The sequence below is a fragment of the Stenotrophomonas sp. genome (assembly GCF_032056425.1).
Taxonomy (GTDB): Bacteria; Pseudomonadota; Gammaproteobacteria; order Xanthomonadales; family Xanthomonadaceae; genus Stenotrophomonas.
The window spans coordinates 82,201-100,746 of sequence record NZ_DAMBCN010000002.1 but is presented as its reverse complement, the minus strand read 5'-3'; the positions used below and the strand labels follow the sequence as shown (position 1 = coordinate 100,746).

18 protein-coding genes are annotated in these 18,546 nt (G+C 66.4%); 15 read left to right on the top strand and 3 right to left on the bottom strand.

All coding sequences use genetic code 11. From position 1 onward, the window contains the following. From RTY46_RS01955 to RTY46_RS01920, 8 genes are all read left to right on the top strand, one after another. Positions 1 to 537 (top strand): TRAP transporter small permease, encoded by a 537-nt coding sequence (locus RTY46_RS01955; RefSeq protein ID WP_312706422.1) that lies wholly within the window; start codon positions 1 to 3, stop codon positions 535 to 537. 3 nt (positions 538 to 540) lie between these two features. Next, positions 541 to 1,824, top strand: coding sequence for a TRAP transporter large permease (locus RTY46_RS01950; protein WP_312706421.1), 1,284 nt, complete (start codon positions 541 to 543; stop codon positions 1,822 to 1,824). Next, entirely contained in the window at positions 1,821 to 2,969 is a 1,149-nt protein-coding gene (pelA, locus tag RTY46_RS01945; protein WP_312706420.1) for a pectate lyase, read from the top strand. Before RTY46_RS01950 ends, pelA begins: the two co-directional genes overlap by 4 nt. A gap of 28 nt (positions 2,970 to 2,997) precedes the next feature. Beyond that, complete coding sequence (locus RTY46_RS01940) at positions 2,998 to 4,584, top strand: family 43 glycosylhydrolase (RefSeq protein WP_312706419.1); 1,587 nt, start codon at positions 2,998 to 3,000, stop codon at positions 4,582 to 4,584. 38 nt (positions 4,585 to 4,622) lie between these two features. Beyond that, complete coding sequence (locus RTY46_RS01935) at positions 4,623 to 5,681, top strand: LacI family DNA-binding transcriptional regulator (RefSeq protein WP_108751712.1); 1,059 nt, start codon at positions 4,623 to 4,625, stop codon at positions 5,679 to 5,681. A 165-nt stretch (positions 5,682 to 5,846) separates the two neighbouring features. Beyond that, positions 5,847 to 6,695: a 5-dehydro-4-deoxy-D-glucuronate isomerase gene (kduI, locus tag RTY46_RS01930; protein ID WP_312706418.1), complete on the top strand. Its 849-nt coding sequence runs from the start codon at positions 5,847 to 5,849 to the stop codon at positions 6,693 to 6,695. Between the two features lie 81 nt (positions 6,696 to 6,776). Further along, on the top strand, positions 6,777 to 7,532 hold the full coding sequence (gene kduD / locus RTY46_RS01925; RefSeq protein WP_312706417.1) for a 2-dehydro-3-deoxy-D-gluconate 5-dehydrogenase KduD: 756 nt from the start codon (positions 6,777 to 6,779) through the stop codon (positions 7,530 to 7,532). Between the two features lie 92 nt (positions 7,533 to 7,624). Beyond that, positions 7,625 to 8,725, top strand: coding sequence for a GDSL-type esterase/lipase family protein (locus RTY46_RS01920; RefSeq protein ID WP_312706567.1), 1,101 nt, complete (start codon positions 7,625 to 7,627; stop codon positions 8,723 to 8,725). A gap of 55 nt (positions 8,726 to 8,780) precedes the next feature. Here RTY46_RS01920 and RTY46_RS01915 read toward each other — a convergent pair whose 3' ends face one another. Further along, positions 8,781 to 9,440 carry a DUF4375 domain-containing protein gene (locus tag RTY46_RS01915; RefSeq protein WP_312706416.1) on the bottom strand — a complete coding sequence of 220 codons (660 nt, stop codon included), beginning with the start codon at positions 9,438 to 9,440 and terminating at the stop codon, positions 8,781 to 8,783. Between the two features lie 135 nt (positions 9,441 to 9,575). On the opposite strand from RTY46_RS01915, the gene RTY46_RS01910 reads away from it, so the two are divergent. Next, on the top strand, positions 9,576 to 10,778 hold the full coding sequence (locus RTY46_RS01910) for a Fic/DOC family N-terminal domain-containing protein (protein WP_312706415.1): 1,203 nt from the start codon (positions 9,576 to 9,578) through the stop codon (positions 10,776 to 10,778). Positions 10,779 to 10,846: 68 nt separating this feature from the next. Here the strand turns inward: RTY46_RS01910 and phhA are convergent, their stop codons facing one another. Next, positions 10,847 to 11,740: a phenylalanine 4-monooxygenase gene (phhA, locus tag RTY46_RS01905; protein WP_312706414.1), complete on the bottom strand. Its 894-nt coding sequence runs from the start codon at positions 11,738 to 11,740 to the stop codon at positions 10,847 to 10,849. Positions 11,741 to 11,865: 125 nt separating this feature from the next. Here phhA and RTY46_RS01900 point away from each other — a divergent pair, with 125 nt between their 5' ends. The 6 genes from RTY46_RS01900 (at position 11,866) to RTY46_RS01875 (ending at position 17,398) form a co-directional block, all read left to right on the top strand. Further along, entirely contained in the window at positions 11,866 to 12,348 is a 483-nt protein-coding gene (locus RTY46_RS01900) for an Lrp/AsnC family transcriptional regulator (protein ID WP_312706413.1), read from the top strand. 86 nt (positions 12,349 to 12,434) lie between these two features. Further along, positions 12,435 to 14,444: a hypothetical protein gene (locus RTY46_RS01895; protein WP_312706412.1), complete on the top strand. Its 2,010-nt coding sequence runs from the start codon at positions 12,435 to 12,437 to the stop codon at positions 14,442 to 14,444. Between the two features lie 127 nt (positions 14,445 to 14,571). After that, entirely contained in the window at positions 14,572 to 15,432 is an 861-nt protein-coding gene (locus RTY46_RS01890) for a hypothetical protein (RefSeq protein WP_312706411.1), read from the top strand. A 114-nt stretch (positions 15,433 to 15,546) separates the two neighbouring features. Continuing rightward, complete coding sequence (locus RTY46_RS01885; protein WP_312706410.1) at positions 15,547 to 15,909, top strand: hypothetical protein; 363 nt, start codon at positions 15,547 to 15,549, stop codon at positions 15,907 to 15,909. 132 nt (positions 15,910 to 16,041) lie between these two features. Beyond that, complete coding sequence (locus RTY46_RS01880; RefSeq protein WP_312706409.1) at positions 16,042 to 16,404, top strand: hypothetical protein; 363 nt, start codon at positions 16,042 to 16,044, stop codon at positions 16,402 to 16,404. A gap of 4 nt (positions 16,405 to 16,408) precedes the next feature. Then, on the top strand, positions 16,409 to 17,398 hold the full coding sequence (locus RTY46_RS01875; RefSeq protein WP_312706408.1) for a hypothetical protein: 990 nt from the start codon (positions 16,409 to 16,411) through the stop codon (positions 17,396 to 17,398). Between the two features lie 44 nt (positions 17,399 to 17,442). On the opposite strand, the gene RTY46_RS01870 is transcribed toward RTY46_RS01875, so the two are convergent. Continuing rightward, complete coding sequence (locus tag RTY46_RS01870) at positions 17,443 to 18,435, bottom strand: patatin-like phospholipase family protein (RefSeq protein ID WP_312706566.1); 993 nt, start codon at positions 18,433 to 18,435, stop codon at positions 17,443 to 17,445. Between the last annotated feature and the right edge of the window lie 111 nt (positions 18,436 to 18,546).

The following is an 18,546-nucleotide window of genomic DNA, read 5'->3' as shown; positions in this document are numbered from 1 at the left end:
ATGACCGAGACGACGACGCCCGCCGCGGGGCCTGGACAGCGCCTGCTGGACCGCATTGCCGACATCGCCATCTACTGCGCCGTGGCCGCCCTGCTGGGGCTGGTGGTGGTGCAGGGCTGGCAGGTGTTTGCCCGCTACGTGATCAACGATTCGCCCAGCTGGACCGAACCGGTCACCCTGCTGCTGCTGGCCACCGCCATGAGCCTGGGTGCTGCCTGTGGCGTGCATACCAACCGCCATTTCGGCTTCTTCCTGCTGCACGCGTACATGGGCGCCGGCCTGCGCCGTGCCGTCGATGTGCTGATCCAGCTGGTGGTAGCGGTGCTGGGGGGCTTCATCGCGTTCTGGTCGGCCGACCTGCTGCTGGACGGCCTGGACATCAAGGCCGCCGGCGCCAACCTGCCGCAGAGCATCAACTACCTGCCGCTGGCCGTGGGCGGGGCGCTGATGGTGCTGTTCGCACTGAACCGTGCGTGGAAGGCACTGCACGAGACGGCGGCCGATACCGGCGCCGATGACGCTGAAGGAGATCGTTGATCCATGGGCATCACCATTCTGTTCTCCGTGTTCGGCGTGCTGCTGCTGCTGGGCGTGCCGGTGGCCTATGCGCTGGCGGCCGCGGCGCTGGCCACGCTGCTGTACCTGGATATTCCGACCATCGTGCTGGTGCAGCAGATCTCGGCCGGCACCGGCTCGGCGTCGCTGATCGCCATTCCCCTGTTCATCTTCGCCGGCGAAATCATGATGCGCGGCGGCATCTCCGAACGCCTGATCGCGCTGGCCTCGTCACTGGTCGGCCGGCTGCGCGGCGGCCTGGGCCAGGTGTCGATCCTGTCCTCGCTGTTCTTCGGCGGCGTATCCGGCTCGGCCATCGCCGATGTCTCGGCAGTTGGCGGCACCATGATTCCGCAGATGGTCAAGCGCGGCTATGACCGCGATTTCGCGGTGAACGTCAGCATCACCGCGGCGCTGGTGGCACTGCTGGTACCGCCGTCGCACAACCTGATCCTGTTCTCGGCTGCGGCGGGCGGCGGGTTGTCCATCGCCGATCTGTTCGCCGCCGGCATCGTTCCCGCGCTGCTGATGACCCTGGCGCTGATGCTGACCGGCTACGCCGTGGCACGCCGCCGTGGCTATGGCGTGGAAGCTTTCCCCGGCTGGCGCGCGGTGCTGCTGCGCATCGTTTCCGCCCTGCCCGGCCTGGGCCTGGTGGCACTGATCTTCGTCGGTATCCGCGCGGGCATCTTCACTGCAGTGGAAAGCGCGGCCATTGCCGTGGTCTACGCCCTGCTGGTGACCACCGTGCTGTACCGGCAGCTGCGCTGGCGCGAGTTCTTCGAAACGGTGATCCACGCCGCGCGCAGCACCGGCGTCATCCTGTTCGTGATCGCCACCGCCGCTGTGTTCGGCTGGCTGCTGGCCTACCTGCAGGTGCCGACTGCGGCCGTGGACTTCCTGCAGTCGTTCGCGCACAGCCAGTTCATGGTGCTGCTGATGATCGTGGTGATGTTGTTGCTGCTGGGTACCTTCATGGACCTGGCGCCGATGATCCTGATCTGCACGCCGATCTTCCTGCCGGTGGCCAAGGCCTATGGCATCGACCCGATCCACTTCGGCCTGGTGCTGGTGCTGACCGGTGGTCTGGGCCTGGTAACCCCGCCGGTGGGCTCGGTGCTGTTCATTGGTACCTCCATCGGCAAGATCACGGTGGGCCAGAGCATGCGCACCATCTGGCCGTTCTGGTTCGCTGCGTTGGCGGTGCTGCTGATCGTCACCTTCTTCCCGCAGCTGTCGCTGTGGCTGCCGGCCGCGTTGCGCGCATGATGCGCGGGCACACGTTGCCGTGGCTGCTGGGCCTGTGCGTGGCGGCCACCGCCGCCCAGGCCGGGCCGCCGCCGGCATCGCAGGCGATTCCGGTGGCCAGCTTCAACGATGGGGTGAACCACTGGCGCAGCGGGCACGCCGAAGGCTACGCGCGGCTGCAACCGCAGCAGTACCGGCAGATCGCCGACAACCTGCTGCTGCTGCAGCGCCGCTCCGGCGGCTGGCCGGTGAACCAGAACCCGCTGCGGGTCCTGGATGCCGCAGCCCGGGAGGCCGCACGCAAGGCCCAGGATGAACCCGGCGGCAGCTTCGACAACCGCACCACCTACACCCAAGTGGACTACCTGGCTGAGGCCTTCGCCCGCAGCGCTGACACCCGCTATCGCGATGCGGCCCTGCGCGGTCTGGATTTCATCCTCGACCAGCAGATCCGCAGCTGTGGCGGTTGGCCGCATTCGGTGCCGGCGCGCACCGATTACCACGACCGCATTACCTTCGCCGACGACGTGACCAGTGGCGTGCTGACCACCCTGCGGCAGGTGCAGACGGCGCCGCGCTTCGCCTTCGTCGATGCCGCGCGGCGTGCGCGGGTGGCCAGCGCCGTGCAGCGTGGCGACGCCTGCCTGCTGCAGTTGCAGGTGCGGCAGAAAGGGCGGCCCACGATCTGGGCGGGCCAATACGATGCCGCCACGTTGCAGCCCGCACCGGGGCGGAAGTTCGAGCTGGCCGCACTGGTCACCGACGAAAGCGTGGGCGTGGTGCGCTACCTGATGTCCATTCCCGATCCGTCGCCGGACACCGTGCAGGCCATCGAAGGCGCACTGGCCTGGTTCCAGGCCAATGCCCTGCACGGGCTGCGCCTGCAGACCGTGGATGCCCCGGCCGAACAGTTCGCCCACCACCGCAGCACGCAGGACCGGCAGTTGCTGGCCGACCCCGGCGCGCCGCCGCTGTGGGGCCGCTTCCACGACCTGGCCGACAACACGGTGGTGCTGGCCGACCGCCAGGGCCAGCGCCTGCAGACCTATGCGCAGGTGGGCCGCGAACGCCGCACCGGCTACCACTGGTACGGCACCTGGCCGCAGGCCCTGCTTGACCGCGATGCGCCGGCCTGGCGCGCGCGAACCGGGCACCGCGCCCCCTGAACCCGCATCCGCACCACGGAGGAACCCGATGCTGTCCAGCACCGCCCTGAAATCCCTGTTGGCCGCCACCCTGCTGCTGGCCGCGCCTGTGCTGGCGCAGGCCCAGCCTGCATCCACGGCATGGAAGCGCGGCATCGAGAACCAGCGCCAGGCCGATCTGGGCGATGGCACCTTCCTGAACCCGGTGTTCGCCGGCGACCGCCCCGACCCGTCGGTGCTGAAGGACGGCCAGGACTACTACCTCACCTTGTCCTCGTTCGATGCCTACCCCGGCCTGCCGATCTGGCATTCGCGCGACCTGGTGAACTGGCAGCCGCTGGGCCATGCGATCACGAAGAACGTGGGCGCGATCTGGGCGCCGGACATCGTCAAGCATGAAGGCCGCTACTACATCTATTTCCCGGCCCGTACCGGTGAACACCGCAGCAACTTCGTGGTCTGGGCCGACAGCATCAAGGGACCGTGGAGCGAGCCGATCGACATCGGCCTGGGCGGCTACATCGATCCCGGCCATGCCGTGGGCGAAGATGGCAAGCGGTACCTGTTCCTGAGCGGCGGCGACTACGTGCAGCTGGCCGACGACGGCCTGAGCGTGGTCGGCACGCCGAAGCACGTCTACGACGGCTGGAAATACCCGGAAAGCTGGGACGTGGAGGCGTATGCGCAGGAAGGCCCGAAGATCCACTTCCGCGATGGCTGGTACTACATGACCACCGCCGTGGGCGGCACCGCCGGCCCGCCCACCGGGCACATGGTGATCACTGCGCGCTCGCGCTCGATCCATGGGCCGTGGGTGAACGCACCGAACAACCCGATCATGCGCACGCAGTCGGCCGCCGAACCCTGGTGGTCGCGCGGCCATGCCACGGTGATCGAAGGCACCGACGGGCGCTGGTGGATGATGTACCACGGCTACGAGAACGGTTATTGGACCCTGGGCCGGCAGGCCCTGCTGGAACCGATCGAGTGGACTGACGATGGCTGGTTCGTGGCCAAGGGCGGCGACTTGGGGCAGCCGCTGCGCAAGCCTTCCGGGGAATCGGTGGGCCGCCACGGCATGGCCCTGTCCGATGATTTCCGCGGCAAGGCGCTCGGCCCGCAGTGGTCGTTCTTCAACCCGGCCCAGGACGAGTACCGGCGGCTGGGCTTCAGCGGCCAGGGCCTGGTACTGCAGGGCAAGGGCCAGACCCCGCGCGACAGCTCGCCGCTGACCGCCATCGCCGGCGACAAGGCCTACCAGTTCGAGGTGGAGATGGACATCGCCCCGGGCGCGGTGGGCGGCGCCCTGCTGTTCTACAGCGACCGCCTGTACGTGGGCGTGGGCAGCAACGGCGAGAAGTTCATCATGCACCGCTACGGCGAAGAGCGCCCCACCCGCTTGGCGCCCAGCGCAAAGGGCGGCAAGCTGTGGCTGCGGGTGACCAACAACCGCCACATCGTCACCATCCACTCCAGCACCGATGGCCAGCGCTGGCAGAAGTACCCGGTTCAGATGGAAGTGTCCGGTTACCATCACAATGTGGCGGGCAAGTTCCTGGCACTGAAACCGGCGCTGTATGCGGCCGGCGACGGTGCGGTAACCTTCCGCAGCTTCCGCTATCGCGCGCTGGACTGAGCGCGCGCTGGAATCCCCAGACTTACCGGGTTCACTACATGTCAGTGCGCAACAAGAACGATGCCGCCACGCCGGCATTGGCGAAGGGCAAGGCCGCCACGATCAACGACATCGCGCGACTGTCGGGAGTATCGAAGAAAACGGTTTCACGGATCATCAACAACTCGCCGCTGGTGCGCAAGGACACGCGTGACAAGGTCGAGGCGCTGATGCGCGAGGTCGGCTACACGCCCGATCCGCTGGCCCGTGGCCTGGCCTTCCGCCGCTCCTTCCTGATCGGCATGGTCTACGACAACCCCACCGCGCAGTACATCGTGGACATGCAGTACGGCGCGCTGGACGCGCTGCGCGGCTCCAGCTTCGAACTGGTGGTGCACCCCTGCGACAGCCGCAGCCCGGGCTACATCGATGGCGTGCGCCGCTTCGTGCAGCAGCAGAAGCTGCACGGGGTGATCCTGGTGCCGCGTGCGTCCGAAGACCAGGCGCTGGCCGACATGCTGGACGAGATCGGCTGCCGCTTCACCCGCGTGGCCGCGCTGCCGCTGGATGACAGTTCGCAGATGGTGGTGACCCATGACCGCGACGGCGCCGCTGAAGCGGCCGATTACCTGCTGTCGCTGGGCCACCGCGAGATTGCCCTGGTGACCGGCCCCAGCGCCTACCGCTCGGCCCATGAACGCACCGCCGGTTTCATCGACGCGCTGTCCCAGCGTGGCATCGAGCTGCCGAAGGACCGCATCATCGAGGCCGGCTACACCTTCGAATCGGGTGTGGCCGCGGCCGAGAAACTGCTGCTGGGCAAGCGCCGGCCGACCGCCATCTTCACCGGCAACGATGAAATGGCCGCCGGTATCTACAAGGTGGCGCTGCGGGCGGGCATCAACATTCCGCGCCAGCTGTCCATCGTCGGCTACGACGACAGCCCGCTGGCCTCGCGGCTGTGGCCGTCGCTGACCTCGGTGCGCCGCCATACCCGCGACACCGGGCGCACCGCCGCGGCCATGCTGATCCAGCCCGAAGGCCAGGCCGCGCTGCAGATTGCCAGCGTGCGCCCGCACCTGATCGTCCGCGACTCCTGCCAACCGCCCGAGGATTGAGGCCGCAGGCCTCAGTCCGGTAGGTCACCACCGTTGGTGGTGACACCTTACCTGCCCCTCCCTATCGTGCGACGCAAAATGACACCGGTTACCAGCGTCGCTAGAATCGACCACGAACCGCGCCGGGGCCGAACCCTTCGGCCCGCCCCCTGCTCTGGAGAAGCCATGTACTGCAAGACCCACTACGCCACCCATCCCGACGCCATCAAGGGCGCCAGCAACGACCAGCTGCGCGAGCTGTACCTGCTCGACGGCCTGTTCAACGCCGGCCAGATCACCCTGAAGTACACCCACTACGAGCGCTTCGTGCTGGGCGGTGCCGCCCCGGTGGATGCCCCGCTGGCGCTGCCGACGCAGACCGAACCGGCCTCGGCCGCCGGCCATCCGTTCCTGGAGCGCCGCGAGCTGGGCGTGATCAACGTGGGCAGCGGCACTGGCACCGTCACCGTCGATGGCACCGTGTACACGCTGGGCCCGAAGGATGGCCTGTACGTGGCCATGGGCAGCAAGGACGTGGTGTTCGCCTCGCAGGACGCCGCCAACCCGGCGCAGTTCTACCTGGCCTCGACCCCGGCCCACGCGCGTTTTGAAACCAAGCAGCTGTCGATCAAGGACGCGGTGGCGCTGGATCGCGGCGCGCTGGAAACCAGCAACGAACGCACCATCTACCAGTACATCGTGCCGGCCACCTGCCAGTCCTCGCAGCTGCTGCTGGGCCTGACCGTGCTGAAGCCGGGCAGCGTGTGGAACACCATGCCGCCGCACCTGCACGACCGCCGCAGCGAGGTCTACTTCTACTTCGATCTGGGCCAGAACGACCGCGTGTACCACTTCATGGGCGAACCGGACGCGCAGCGCCACATCGTCATGCAGAACAACGAAGCGGTGGTGTCGCCGCCGTGGTCGATCCATATGGGTGCCGGCACCAGCAACTACGCCTTCATCTGGGCGATGGGTGGCGAAAACCTGGATTACACCGACATGCACGTGCTGGACATCTGCCAGCTCAAGTAAGCCCTGCCCGGCCGCCGCGCACTGTGTGCCGGCGGCCGTCGCCGCACTTCCCGCTCGCCTCTACCAAGGAACGCATACGCAATGGCCAATCCCTTCAGCCTGGAAGGCAAAGTCGCTCTGGTAACCGGTGGTAATACCGGCCTGGGCCAGGGCATCGCCGTGGCACTGGCTGCCGCTGGCGCCGACGTCGCCGTGGCCGGCATCGCCCCGCCCACCGAAACCATCGAAAAGATCACCGCGCTGGGCCGTCGCTGCCTGGCCATCGAAGCCAACCTGATCAGCATCGAACCGGTCGAGCGCGTGGTGCGCGAAACCCTCGAGGGCCTGGGTGGCCTGGATATCCTGGTCAACAACGCCGGCCTGATCCGTCGCGCCGATGCGGTGGACTTCAGCGAGCAGGACTGGGACGACGTGATGAACGTCAACATCAAGTCTGCGTTCTTCATCTCGCAGGCCGCCGGCCGCCACTTCATCGAACAGGGCCGCGGCAAGATCATCAACATCGCCTCGATGCTGTCCTTCCAAGGCGGCATCCGCGTGCCGTCGTACACCGCCAGCAAGAGCGGCATCGCCGGCATCACCCGCCTGCTGGCCAACGAGTGGGCGGGCAAGGGCGTGAACATCAACGCCATCGCGCCGGGCTACATGGCCACCGACAACACCGCCCAGCTGCGTGCCGACGAAGCGCGCAACCAGTCGATCCTGGACCGCATTCCGGCCGGTCGCTGGGGCACGCCGGATGACCTGGCCGGTGCGGCGGTGTTCCTGGCGTCGTCGGCGTCGGACTATGTGAACGGCGCGGTGCTGCCGGTCGATGGTGGCTGGTTGGCGCGCTGACGCGTGCTGTTCTGTAGAGCCGAGCCGTGCTCGGCTGCCGCGCGGTGATCGAAAAGCAGCCGAGCATGGCTCGGCTCTACAAGGGCCTGGCCATGCGCACCCTGTTGCTGTTGTTGTTGCTGTTGACATGCACCACCGTGCAGGCGGCCCCGGTACGCGTGTTCATTGCCGGCGATTCCACCGCCGCCGAGTACGGGCCCGAGCGCGCACCGCAGGCCGGCTGGGGCCAGGCGCTGCAGAGCTACCTGGACCCGGCACGCTTCGAAGTACACAACCACGCCAAGGGCGGGCGCAGCACGCGCAGCTTCATCGATGAAGGACGCCTGGATGCGATCGCTGCCGAGCTACGGCGTGGCGATGTGCTGCTGGTCCAGTTCGGCCACAACGACGCGAAGTTTGAAGACGCCAGCCGCTACACCGACCCGGACAGCGATTACCCGCGCCTGCTGATGCGCTACGTGCAGGTGGCGCGCGAGCGCGGCGCGACGCCGGTGTTGATCACCCCGGTGGCGCGCCTGCTGTACGACTTCGGATCGCTGCTGGACACCCATGGCCGCTATACGCAGTCGATGAAGGCCTTGGCCGCGCGCGAGCAGATCGCGTTGATCGATCTGAACGACCGCAGCACGCGCTGGATCCGCGCGCTGGGCGAGCAGGGCGCCCAGCCGTACTTCCTGTTCGTGCCCGAGCAGGGCAAGGCCGACGGAACCCATTTCAGCGTGGCCGGCGCCAATGCGGTGGCCTGCCTGGTGCTGCGCGAGGCGGTACCGTTGCTTGCGGATCTGCAACCGGCGCTGGTGCGCGATATCGACTGCGATGTGATGGCATCTGCGCAGGGCAGCGATGCGGCGCGGGCCTCGCAGGTGGTGCACGAAGATGCCGTGAAGCGTACCCAGCCTGGCCCGCATGGCGGTGCCGGACCGACCACCGCGTATCCGTTCTTCGCCGATGCAGCGGATCTGCCGTTCGTGCTGCGCAAGCGGGTGCTGCACAAGGGCGCCGGCATCGGCCTGCACCCGCAGCACAAGGACGAGATCTATTACATCGTGAGCGGGCAGGGCAGCTACGTGCTCGATGGCAGGCAGCACGACGTGCGTGCCGGCCATGCGCTGCTGACCCGAACCGGCAGCAGCCACGCGCTGCAACAGGTGGGCGACGAGGATCTGGTGGTGCTGTTGGCGTACCCGCGCTGAACCGGGATCCCGACACCGCGTCAGTCGAGCAAGCTCGACTCTACAGGGGCATGGATCATCGTTGTTCAACCGGCTCGGGGCCGAAGTGCCTCAACCCCAGCCGGGCCAGGTCTTCCGGCCGCTCGAAATAGGCTTCGTCGAACGCATGCAGCGCCTCCTGTTCCTGTTCGGTCATTGCGCCATACAGGTCGGTCAGTTGCTCGATCGCCGGGTCATCTTCCAGCCGGTCCAGCAGCCCGCGCATGCCGGCCAGGATCGCGTGGGTCTGCACCGCACCCATCGACTGCAGGGCACGCAGCGCCAACTGGCAGGTGGGGTCACCCCAGTTGCACAGGAACTGCATGAAGCCGCCGTTGTTGATGTCCGCTTCCATGCGCCACAGCGCCACCAGCTGCTGGTCTTCATCCGACAGTGCATCCAGCGTCCACGCCGCTGCCTTCAGCCGCGCCAGCGCCGCCTCGTAGCGGTCGTCCCAGACCTGGTTGGGGATATCGACCACGCCGTCCTCGCGCGGCGGCAACAGCGCAGGCCAGTTCACCCCCAGGCCGTTGGGCGTGGCAACCCAGTGCGCGCGCTGTTCGGGCGTGGCCTCGAACAGCGCAGGCGCCCAGCGCAGCGGCTGGCGGGTGCGGCGGCCATCGGCCAGGGTCAGCAGGATGAAGTCGTCGTTGAAGGCGACGTCGGTAACGCGCAGGCCGGCAAATTCTTCAGTCATGCCGTGCAGGATAGCGGCGCTGCCAGCCTACCCGGAAACTTCAAAACACCCGAACGCTTTTGAAGTTTAGTTGCATAAACTTCAAAAGCATGGGAGGCTTTTGAAGGATAGGGGTGATCCCAGCGGAGATTACCGATGCGTCGCGCAGACATTGCAGGGCCGTTGCAGGCCTACCTCGTTCCCGTGGAAGGTCGGCCCAATCTGCTGGCCATGACGCCTCCTCCGACGCCTCGTCGGTTGCCTGAAGGGCATACGGGCTCGCGGCAGCGCCTCATCGCTGCAAATGCATCGCTGGACCGTCTGGATCAGGCGATGCGGCAATGGCCAGCCCCTGACATGGTGACCCGGACGCTCGCGCGACGCGAAGCCGTCCAGAGCTCCCAGATCGAGGGTACCCAGACCAACCTGGACGAACTGCTGGTGTTTGAGGCCACGCTCGGCCTGGATGGTCTGCCTGCCGATGTCGTGGTGACCGAGCGCTACGTGCAGGCACTGCAAGAGGGCCTTGATGCCGTGCGTGCCAGCGGTCGCGAGGCGCTCGATCTCGCCTTGGTGAATCAGCTCCACGCGGTGTTGATGCAGGATGCCCCGGACGATTTTCCCAAGGGACGGTACCGCCAGGAGCAGGCCACCATCGGTCCGCTGGGGGGACGACCAGAGGATGCCCGTTTCATTCCTTCGCCGCCCGACCGCATCGACGCAGCGATGCGTGAACTCGAGCGCGCCATGTTGAAGTACGAGCCCGCCGAGGAAGAGCAGTTCGAACTCAACATCATCGCGCAGCTCGCGATTGCCCACGCCCAGTTTGAAACCATCCATCCCTACAAGGACGGCAATGGGCGCACGGGAAGGCTGCTGCTGCCGTTGATCCTCGCCGCCGAAGGCCACCCGCCGCTCTATCTGTCAGGCGCCTTGTTGCGCAACAAAAGCGCCTACTACGACGCGCTCAACCAAGTGCAGATTCGCGGTGAGTGGGGGCCATGGATGGATATGCTGTGCCAGGCCGTGGTCGAGTCTGCGCACGACGCGATATCCATCGCCGATGACATGTCACGGCTCACTGCAGCGTGGGAGATTGAACTTCAAGGCTATCGTCGCGACTCGGTGGCGCGCAGGCTTCCGCCGTTGCTGATCGGCCACCCGGTAGTCACTGCGGGCCAGGTGGCTGCCTTGCTGGGGGTCTCTGATCGCTCAGCCCTGACAGGGATCTACGCGCTTGAGGCAGAAGGCATCCTCGTCCCTGGTAGTGATCGCCGCTGGGGGCGCACCTATCACGCGCACGCCGTGCTGCAGCGGCTCAATCAACTGCCCACTCCGCTTCACGACCGACCGCGCTGACCCGCAGTCTTCGGGGTCAGAGCCCTTTCGTGCAAAAGGGATCTGACCCCAATGGCCAAGCGGTGGCCTCAGACATCCCCGCCGTCTGCCCAGCCCTCGCCGGTACCCGCCTGGAACACGCGGTCGCCATCCTGCACATCGCCGGCCGGCAGGTGCGCCTGCGCGGCCAGTGCGGCGTAGATCGGGGTGAAGTCCGGCGAGGTCGCCTGCATCAGCTGTTCGAAACTGTCGATGACGAAGTAGGTCTTCTGGAACGTGTCGATGCGGTAGCGGGTGCGCATGATCCGCTGCAGGTCGAAGCCGATGCGGTTGGGCGCGGCCGATTCCAGCGAGTACAGCGATTCGCCCTTGGACGAGACGATGCCGGCGCCGTAGATGCGCAGGCCCTCGGCCGTGTCGATCAGGCCGAATTCCACCGTGTACCAGTACAGCCGGGTGAGGTTCTGCAGCGCCTCCGGGCCGATGGCGTGGGCCTTCACGCCACCCCGGCCGTAGGCCTCCATGTAGTCGGCGAACACCGGGTTCATCAGCAGCGGCACGTGGCCGAACAGGTCGTGGAACAGGTCCGGTTCGGCGATGTAGTCGATCTGGTCCGGGCGGCGGATCCACCAGGTCACCGGGAAACGGCGGTTGGCCAGGTGGTCGAAGAAATCCAGTTCCGGCAGCAGGCCTTCCACGCCGACCAGGGTCCAGCCGGTGGCGGCGCCCAGCACTTCGTTCAGCTGGTCGAAGCGCGGAATCATGTGCGCGTTCATGCCCATCTCGTCCTGCGCGTCCAGGAATTCCTGGCATGCGCGGCCCACCAGCAGCTCGCGCTGGCGCTGGTACAGCGTGCTCCAGGTGGCGTGGTCGTCGGAGCTGTAGGTGTCCCACGGTTGCTCGACCAGCGCGGTGGTGTACACCGGCACGTAGCCCTTGTCGGTCTGCTGGTGTTCGACGCGGCGGGGCTGGGCGAGGTCCATGGGGCACTCCTTGAAGGGATACCGGTGATGCTAGGGCAGGGCGCGCGCAACAGGGTTGCAAAAGTTGCGCCGATTGGCCTTGTTGGCGCAATATCCTTGCGTACTCACCGTGTTGCGGAGCAGCAATGGCCGGAGAAGTCCAGTTCGATCGCACGGATATACGCTTGTTGGCCGAGATCCAGCGTGATGGCCGCGCCACCAACGCCGAGCTGGCGGCGCGGGTGAACCTTTCCCCGTCTGCCTGCCTGCGCCGCCTGCAGCGGCTGGAAAGCGAGGGCGTGGTCGTGGGCTATGGCGCACGGCTTGAGCCGCGCCAGCTGCGCCTGGGCCTGCAGGCCTTCGTGCGGGTGCAGCTGGAAAAGCACGACCAGGCCGCGATCGGCCATTTCGTGGACAGCGTGCAGGGCTGGGATGAAGTGGTGGCCTGCCACGCCCTGACCGGTGACATGGACTACCTGCTGCACGTCTACGTGCGTGATCTGGAGCACTTCTCGCGCTTCCTGCTGGACAAGCTGCTGAACGCCGGCGGCGTGGCCGATGCCAATTCCAGCTTCGTGCTGCGCACGGTGAAGGGCTTTCAGGCACTGCCGCTGTCGCAGCTGGAATGAACGGCCGCTGCGATTTGACGGCGCCGGGCGGGTAGCCGAGCATCACCGCCCTGCGCCCGCCGCAGCGTTCCTTTCCGGTAACAGGCATGTCCGATATCCAGCCCCCGGTGCTTGCCACCACCTTCCTGCCGCTGCAGCGCAAATCGCTGGCACGCTTCATCGCCCACGGCACGCCGCCGCAGACCGCGCTGGAACAGGCCGGGCTGATGGCCGCGCAGTTGTGCCGCGCACGCCTGCACGCACCGGCGGAGATCGAGCGGCTGCTGCACGATGCCTGCGCGCTGTTTGCAGCCGACGGTGCCGCCGCCGCCGCGCAGCTGGCCGGGCAGGGCGGCGGTGCGCAGCCGGAACTGGATGCCTGGCTGTCGGCCCTGGCGGCGCACGGCGTGCTGCTGGCACCGGCGGAGATCCTGCAGGATTTCATCGTGCAGTCGCCCCGCGCCTATCCGGGTCTGGCCCTGCAGCAGGCCTGCCAGCAGACGCTGGCCGAACATGCCATCCGCTTCCCTGCCACCTTCGCCAGCGATGTCGATGACGACGATGCTGCACAGGACGATGCCGGCGCCGAAGACGCGCGCGCCGTCGAACACCACGGCCTGTACACCAGCGAACAGGCGCGCGTGCTGCGTGCCATCGCCGCCAATCCCGATGAACTGATCGATCTGGACGGCTATGCGGGTACCGGCAAGGGCCATCTGGTGCTGGCATTGATGGATGCGCGCCCTGGCCGCTACACCTACGTGGCGCCGTCGCGTGCGCAGGTGGAAGCATTCCGCAGCCGCGTGCCGGGTAGCACCGCGGCGCGCCTTCTGACCCAGATCGAATTCGCCAACCGCCTGGCCCAGCACGCCGCGCGCAGCGGCCTGAGCAACGGCTTCGTGGCCAGCTACCGGCGCAGCACGCGTACCCCGCGCGAGATTGCCGGGCGCATCGGCCTGCAGGGCATCGGCGCGCGCACGCCGGAACAGGTGCTGATGACCGCCTTCGAGGCAATCAACCGCTGGTGTGCCTCGGCGGCGCCGCGCATGGCCTTCCAGCATTTCGACCGCTCGGTGCCGGCGGCCATGCTGGACGTGGGGCCCTATCTGCAGGCGGCCGAACATGTCTGGCGCTGCATGTTCGACGCCGAGCTGCAGCGCGGCACGCTGTTGAGCCTGAGCCCGCTGCACATCGGCAAGTGGCTGGCCCTGCGCGGGGTGCGTCCGCCGTTGGAGCTGGGCATGCTGCTGATCGACGAGGCGCACGATCTCAGCCCGTCGTGGAAGCAGCTGCTTGCCACCCACGCGCCGGGCGTGGTCAGCCTGGGCGACCCGCACCAGTGCCTGACCGGCACCGTGCCGCGCTGGGCTGCATCGAAGGTGCTGGAAATGCACCAGTCGGTGCGGCAGGGCAACCAGGTGGACGACCTGGTGAACCAGACCCTGGCGCTGGACGGGCTGGGCCAGGACAGCGGGCCCTTCGTCGGCGCCACCGACCGTGCCACCGGCGTGCTGCAGTACCGCGACTGGACGCAGGTGCCGATCGCCGGCCTGCGCATCCACGGCAGCGCGGCGCCTCTGGCCCATGATGCCGCCCAGCTGCAGCTGCGCGGCGTGAGGCCCTACCTGCACCCGGCATCACTGCGCGTGCTGCGCAGCGAACTGCAGCGCGCGCTGGACGCCTGGCGTCGGCGCGGCGACAACGGGTCCAGCCAGGAGTGGCAGCGCGTGCTGGCGGCGCTGGCCGACGACGGGCAGGGCGCACTGGTGGAACTGCTGGCATCCAACGAACAGGTGCAGGCGCTGCTGCAGGTGCTGGACGCGCAGGAAGCGGCCAGCGATGGCGGCGTGGTGCTGTGCCTGGCCGAGCATGCGAAGAACCTGCAGTTCGACGTGGTTGCACTGTCGCCCAGCTGCTTCAGTGCCGGGCAGGGCAGCCGCATCTGGCACAACCCGGTGCGCGCGGCCTATCTGGCCATGACCCGTGCGCGGCGCCAGCTGCATGTGCCTGCCGATGGCATGGAACACCTGCAGCACACGGCCGCCCTGCAGGAACAGGCACGGCAGGCACGCAAGCGCGAGCGGCAGCACGCCAGCGGCTATCGGCCCGTGCGCTGATACCCGCGCGGATGGGTCACCGGGACGGTGGTTCGCGCTGTGACCGGGGGCGCACAACGGGGCGATGACCACGCCGCACCGTCATGGCGCGACGTATGCTGCGCCGTGTCTTACCGCAAGGATTGCAATGTACCTGCTGAAACTGCCGGTTGCCTGCCTGCTGATCGTGCCTTTGCTGGGGGCGTGCGCGCAGGCTGAAACGCCGCGCAAACCGCCGCGCCTCCTGACGAATGAGCAGGGGTGCTCGATCACAATCGACAACCAGCCGATCAATGCCTACCAGGTGCCCTCACCCATCGAGCGGGCCTGCGTGGGGCCCTATCAGCTGGAGTTGCCGCAGAATTACTTCAGCACACAGATGGGGCCCGAGCACGATGGCAGCTTCTCGCTGGCACTGGAGTATCCATCGCTGCAGCCGTTCAAGCCCGGCGAGCGGATGAACCTGAGTGCGGATGTCTCCATTCGCACCGTCAGAATCGACTATACCTACATTGATCGCGTCAACCTGTGGGACGTAATGCGCAAGAGCTATACGCGCAAGGAATACCAGCAAGGCGATCCGTCCGAGACCCTGGAAGAGCGCATCAAAGGTGATCCAGTGCATGGCCTGGTGCCTTACTACGTCGATGTGGCAAAGGTTCAGGAGTTCTACCGGAAGCAGGGCTTCGATGAACGCGCACCGATCATCCAGCACATTTACTGGCAGTACGACTGGTTCGTTTCCCGCAATGCAACGGACCAGATCGACCAGGTGATCAAGTGCACCACCCGGGATGTCGCGGAATCGGGTGTCATGTACCGTGATGGAAAGATGGTCAAGAAGCCGGTCTTTGGCTTTGCCGAGTGCAACCAGCGGTTTGTCATCGAGGAACTGAGTGTCATTGCCGAAGTGCGCTATCCGCGGGAAGGCATTGCGGACTGGAAGACGATCAGGGAGCGCACCCGTGCGCTGCTGATCGACAACAGTGCTGCGGAAAGAACCCGGTAGTCATGTGAATACCGCCCTGGGGACGAACAAGCGGACTACCAACGATGGTCGCAACATAAACGAACGGCAGACGTGTCGTCGTATGCTTGCCCGTGTCTCATCGCAAGGATCGCAATGCAACCGTTGAAGTTGCCCGTGGCTGGCCTGTTGATCACGCTGCTGCTGGGGGCGTGCGCGCAGGCTGAAACGCCGCGCAATATGTCGCCGACGCAGACCAACGAGGAAGGCTGCACGCGCAAGCGCAGCCTGGGTCCGCAGAACGCTTACGCCGATCCTGCTCCCATCAAGCAGGCCTGCGTGGGCCCGTACCTGCTGGAGCTGCCGCAGAACTACTTCAGCAACCAGATGGGCACCGAGCACGATGGCAGCTTCTCGCTGGCACTGGAGTATCCAGCGCTGCAGCCGTTCAAGCCCGGCGAGCGGATGAACCTGACGGTCGATGTATCCATCCGCACGGTAAGGCTCAGTTACATGTAGATCGGCCAGGCAGACGTCTGGGACGTGATGCAGCGCAGATACACCCCCCGACCAAGCCGGATTGATGACCCAGCTGCATCACTGGAAGGGCGCGTCCAGGGCGACGCACGCCATGGTCTGGTTCCGTACTACGTGGACATGGATAACGTGCGTGCTTATCACCGTGCGAGAGGATTGCCTGATACCGCACCGGTAATGAAGCCGGAATACCACTACGATTGGTATGTGTCGCGCGACAGGATGGGGCGCGTTGACCAGCTGGTTCGCTGTACGCCGCGCGAGATCACCGAGTCGGGCGTGGAGTACCGTGATGGAAAGATGGTGAAGAAGCGCGTTGTTGGATTCGCCGAATGCCAGCAGACATTCGTCATCGAGGAACTGAACACCCTCGTTGACATCCAGTATCCCCGTGAAGGTCTGCCGAAGTGGAAAGAGATCGGCAAGCGCGCAGCGTCGCTCCTGACTGACAACCTTTCCGCTGTAGAAAGGCGTTAGGCCTGTGAAGGATCTCCTGAACATGAAAGCGGGTAGCAGCATCGCGGGTTTCGCTGTCGACGTATGTCTCTTCGCAAGGATCGGAGTGCACTCGCTGAAGTCGCCCAAGGCTGGCCTGTTGATCACGCTCTTGCTGGGTGCATGCGCGCAGGCTGAAACGCCGCGTATACCGCCGCGCCTTCTGACGAATGAGCAGGGGTGTTCGATCCCAATCGACAACCAGCCGATCAATCCCTACCAGGTTCCCTCACCCATCGAGCGGGCCTGCGTGGGGCCCTATCAGCTGGAGTTGGCGCAGAATTACTTCAGCACACAGATGGGGCCCGAGCACGATGGAAGCTTCTCACTCGCATTGGAGTACCCATCGCTGCAGCCGTTCAAGCCCGGCGAGCGGATGAACCTCACGGTCGATGTATCCATCCGCACGGTAAGGCTCAGTTACATGTACATCGGCCAGGCAGACGTCTGGGACGTGATGCAGCGCAGATACACCCCCCGACCAAGCCGGATTGATGACCCAGCTGCATCACTGGAAGGGCGCGTCCAGGGCGACGCACGCCATGGTCTGGTTCCGTACTACGTGGACATGGATAACGTGCGTGCTTATCACCGTGCGAGAGGATTGCCTGATACCGCACCGGTAATGAAGCCGGAATACCACTACGATTGGTATGTGTCGCGCGACAGGATGGGGCGCGTTGACCAGCTGGTTCGCTGTACGCCGCGCGAGATCACCGAGTCGGGCGTGGAGTACCGTGATGGAAAGATGGTGAAGAAGCGCGTTGTTGGATTCGCCGAATGCCAGCAGACGTTCGTCATCGAGGAACTGAACACCCTCGTTGACATCCAGTATCCCCGTGAGGGTCTGCCGCAATGGAAGCGGATTGCAACGCGTGCGCGCGCGCTGCTGATCGACAACATCACCACGCTGCCAACAGGCGCCGACCCGCAGCGCGCCGGTCATGGCCTGACCGGTCGCGGCGCATCGTCGTAGGCGGTCGGCGCGGCCTGCGGGCCACGCCTGCCGCTCCTGTCAGCTCAACACTTTTCCTTGCGGCCCATCAGCTTGCCCAGGCGCGACGGTTCTTCGCACTTGGGTGCCACGACCGGGGGCGGTGCCAGGGCCGCGCCGCGTGCCTTCTGCATCTGCTGCAGCTTGGCGCGGATCTGCGGCATGGCCGCCATGGCCGCCTTCTCACCTTCCAGAATGGCGGTGCCGCGCTGGCTGAAATCGGCCGCGCCGATATCCAGCACCTTCGGTCGGATCACGATGTCGGCGCGGGCCAGTTCCTGCTCGCCCAGGCGCTGGCCCATGATCGCGATCGACTGGTTGACGATGCCCAACATGCCGGTCGGCGCCTTGCCGCTGGCCTTGCTGGAAATATCCACGGCGATCACGAACTCGGCGCCGAGCTGGCGCGCGGCGTCCACCGGCACCGGGCTGACCACGCCGCCGTCGATGTAGTTGCGCCCACCGATCTTCACCGGCTCGAAGACACCGGGAATGCTGCTGGACGCGCGCACGGCCTGGCCGACATTGCCGCGCACGAAGATTGAACGCTCGCCGGTTTCCAGTTGGGTGGCGACGGCGGCGAAGGGCTTCTTCAGCTTCTCTGCGGGGCGGTTGGCCACCTGTTCGTTGACGTAGTCCTGCAGCTTCTGGCCCTGCACCAGGCCGCCGGAGAACAGGCGCACGTCGCGGATGCTGGCTTCATCCAGCGCCACCGCCTTGCTCTGCATCTGGAACGCGTCCATGCCGCTGGCATACAGCGCACCGACCACGCTGCCGGCGCTGGTGCCAGACACCACCACCGGTTCGAAGCCGTTGGCTTCCAGCATCTTGATCACGCCGATATGGGCAAAGCCCTTGGCCGCGCCGCCGCCCAGGGCGATGCCGATCTTCACCGGCTTGGCCTGCGGCACCACGGTCGGCGGCGGGGGCGGGGTGGGCCGCACCTCTTCGCCACCGCAACCGGCCAGCAGGCCGAGCAGGGCGACGGAGAGCAGCACGCGGGGGCGGAACACGGTCATCGGCAGCGGCGCACGGGGCGCGGGTTCAGGAAAGGGCGCCAGCATACCGAAGCTGCAATTTGCGTGGGTAGCGCCGGGCGCTGCCGGGCGGATGGTTCAGCTGCCGCTGCG

Excerpts from the sequence above, each read along its gene's own strand:
- RTY46_RS01955 (WP_312706422.1), top strand. The coding sequence starts at position 1 with ATGACCGAGACGACGACGCCCGCCGCGGGGCCTGGACAGCGCCTGCTG.
- RTY46_RS01950 (WP_312706421.1), top strand. The coding sequence starts at position 541 with ATGGGCATCACCATTCTGTTCTCCGTGTTCGGCGTGCTGCTGCTGCTG.
- pelA (WP_312706420.1), top strand. The coding sequence starts at position 1,821 with ATGATGCGCGGGCACACGTTGCCGTGGCTGCTGGGCCTGTGCGTGGCG.
- RTY46_RS01940 (WP_312706419.1), top strand. The coding sequence starts at position 2,998 with ATGCTGTCCAGCACCGCCCTGAAATCCCTGTTGGCCGCCACCCTGCTG.
- RTY46_RS01935 (WP_108751712.1), top strand. The coding sequence starts at position 4,623 with ATGTCAGTGCGCAACAAGAACGATGCCGCCACGCCGGCATTGGCGAAG.
- kduI (WP_312706418.1), top strand. The coding sequence starts at position 5,847 with ATGTACTGCAAGACCCACTACGCCACCCATCCCGACGCCATCAAGGGC.
- kduD (WP_312706417.1), top strand. The coding sequence starts at position 6,777 with ATGGCCAATCCCTTCAGCCTGGAAGGCAAAGTCGCTCTGGTAACCGGT.
- RTY46_RS01920 (WP_312706567.1), top strand. The coding sequence starts at position 7,625 with ATGCGCACCCTGTTGCTGTTGTTGTTGCTGTTGACATGCACCACCGTG.
- RTY46_RS01915 (WP_312706416.1), bottom strand. The coding sequence starts at position 9,440 with ATGACTGAAGAATTTGCCGGCCTGCGCGTTACCGACGTCGCCTTCAAC.
- RTY46_RS01910 (WP_312706415.1), top strand. The coding sequence starts at position 9,576 with ATGCGTCGCGCAGACATTGCAGGGCCGTTGCAGGCCTACCTCGTTCCC.
- phhA (WP_312706414.1), bottom strand. The coding sequence starts at position 11,740 with ATGGACCTCGCCCAGCCCCGCCGCGTCGAACACCAGCAGACCGACAAG.
- RTY46_RS01900 (WP_312706413.1), top strand. The coding sequence starts at position 11,866 with ATGGCCGGAGAAGTCCAGTTCGATCGCACGGATATACGCTTGTTGGCC.
- RTY46_RS01895 (WP_312706412.1), top strand. The coding sequence starts at position 12,435 with ATGTCCGATATCCAGCCCCCGGTGCTTGCCACCACCTTCCTGCCGCTG.
- RTY46_RS01890 (WP_312706411.1), top strand. The coding sequence starts at position 14,572 with ATGTACCTGCTGAAACTGCCGGTTGCCTGCCTGCTGATCGTGCCTTTG.
- RTY46_RS01885 (WP_312706410.1), top strand. The coding sequence starts at position 15,547 with ATGCAACCGTTGAAGTTGCCCGTGGCTGGCCTGTTGATCACGCTGCTG.
- RTY46_RS01870 (WP_312706566.1), bottom strand. The coding sequence starts at position 18,435 with ATGACCGTGTTCCGCCCCCGCGTGCTGCTCTCCGTCGCCCTGCTCGGC.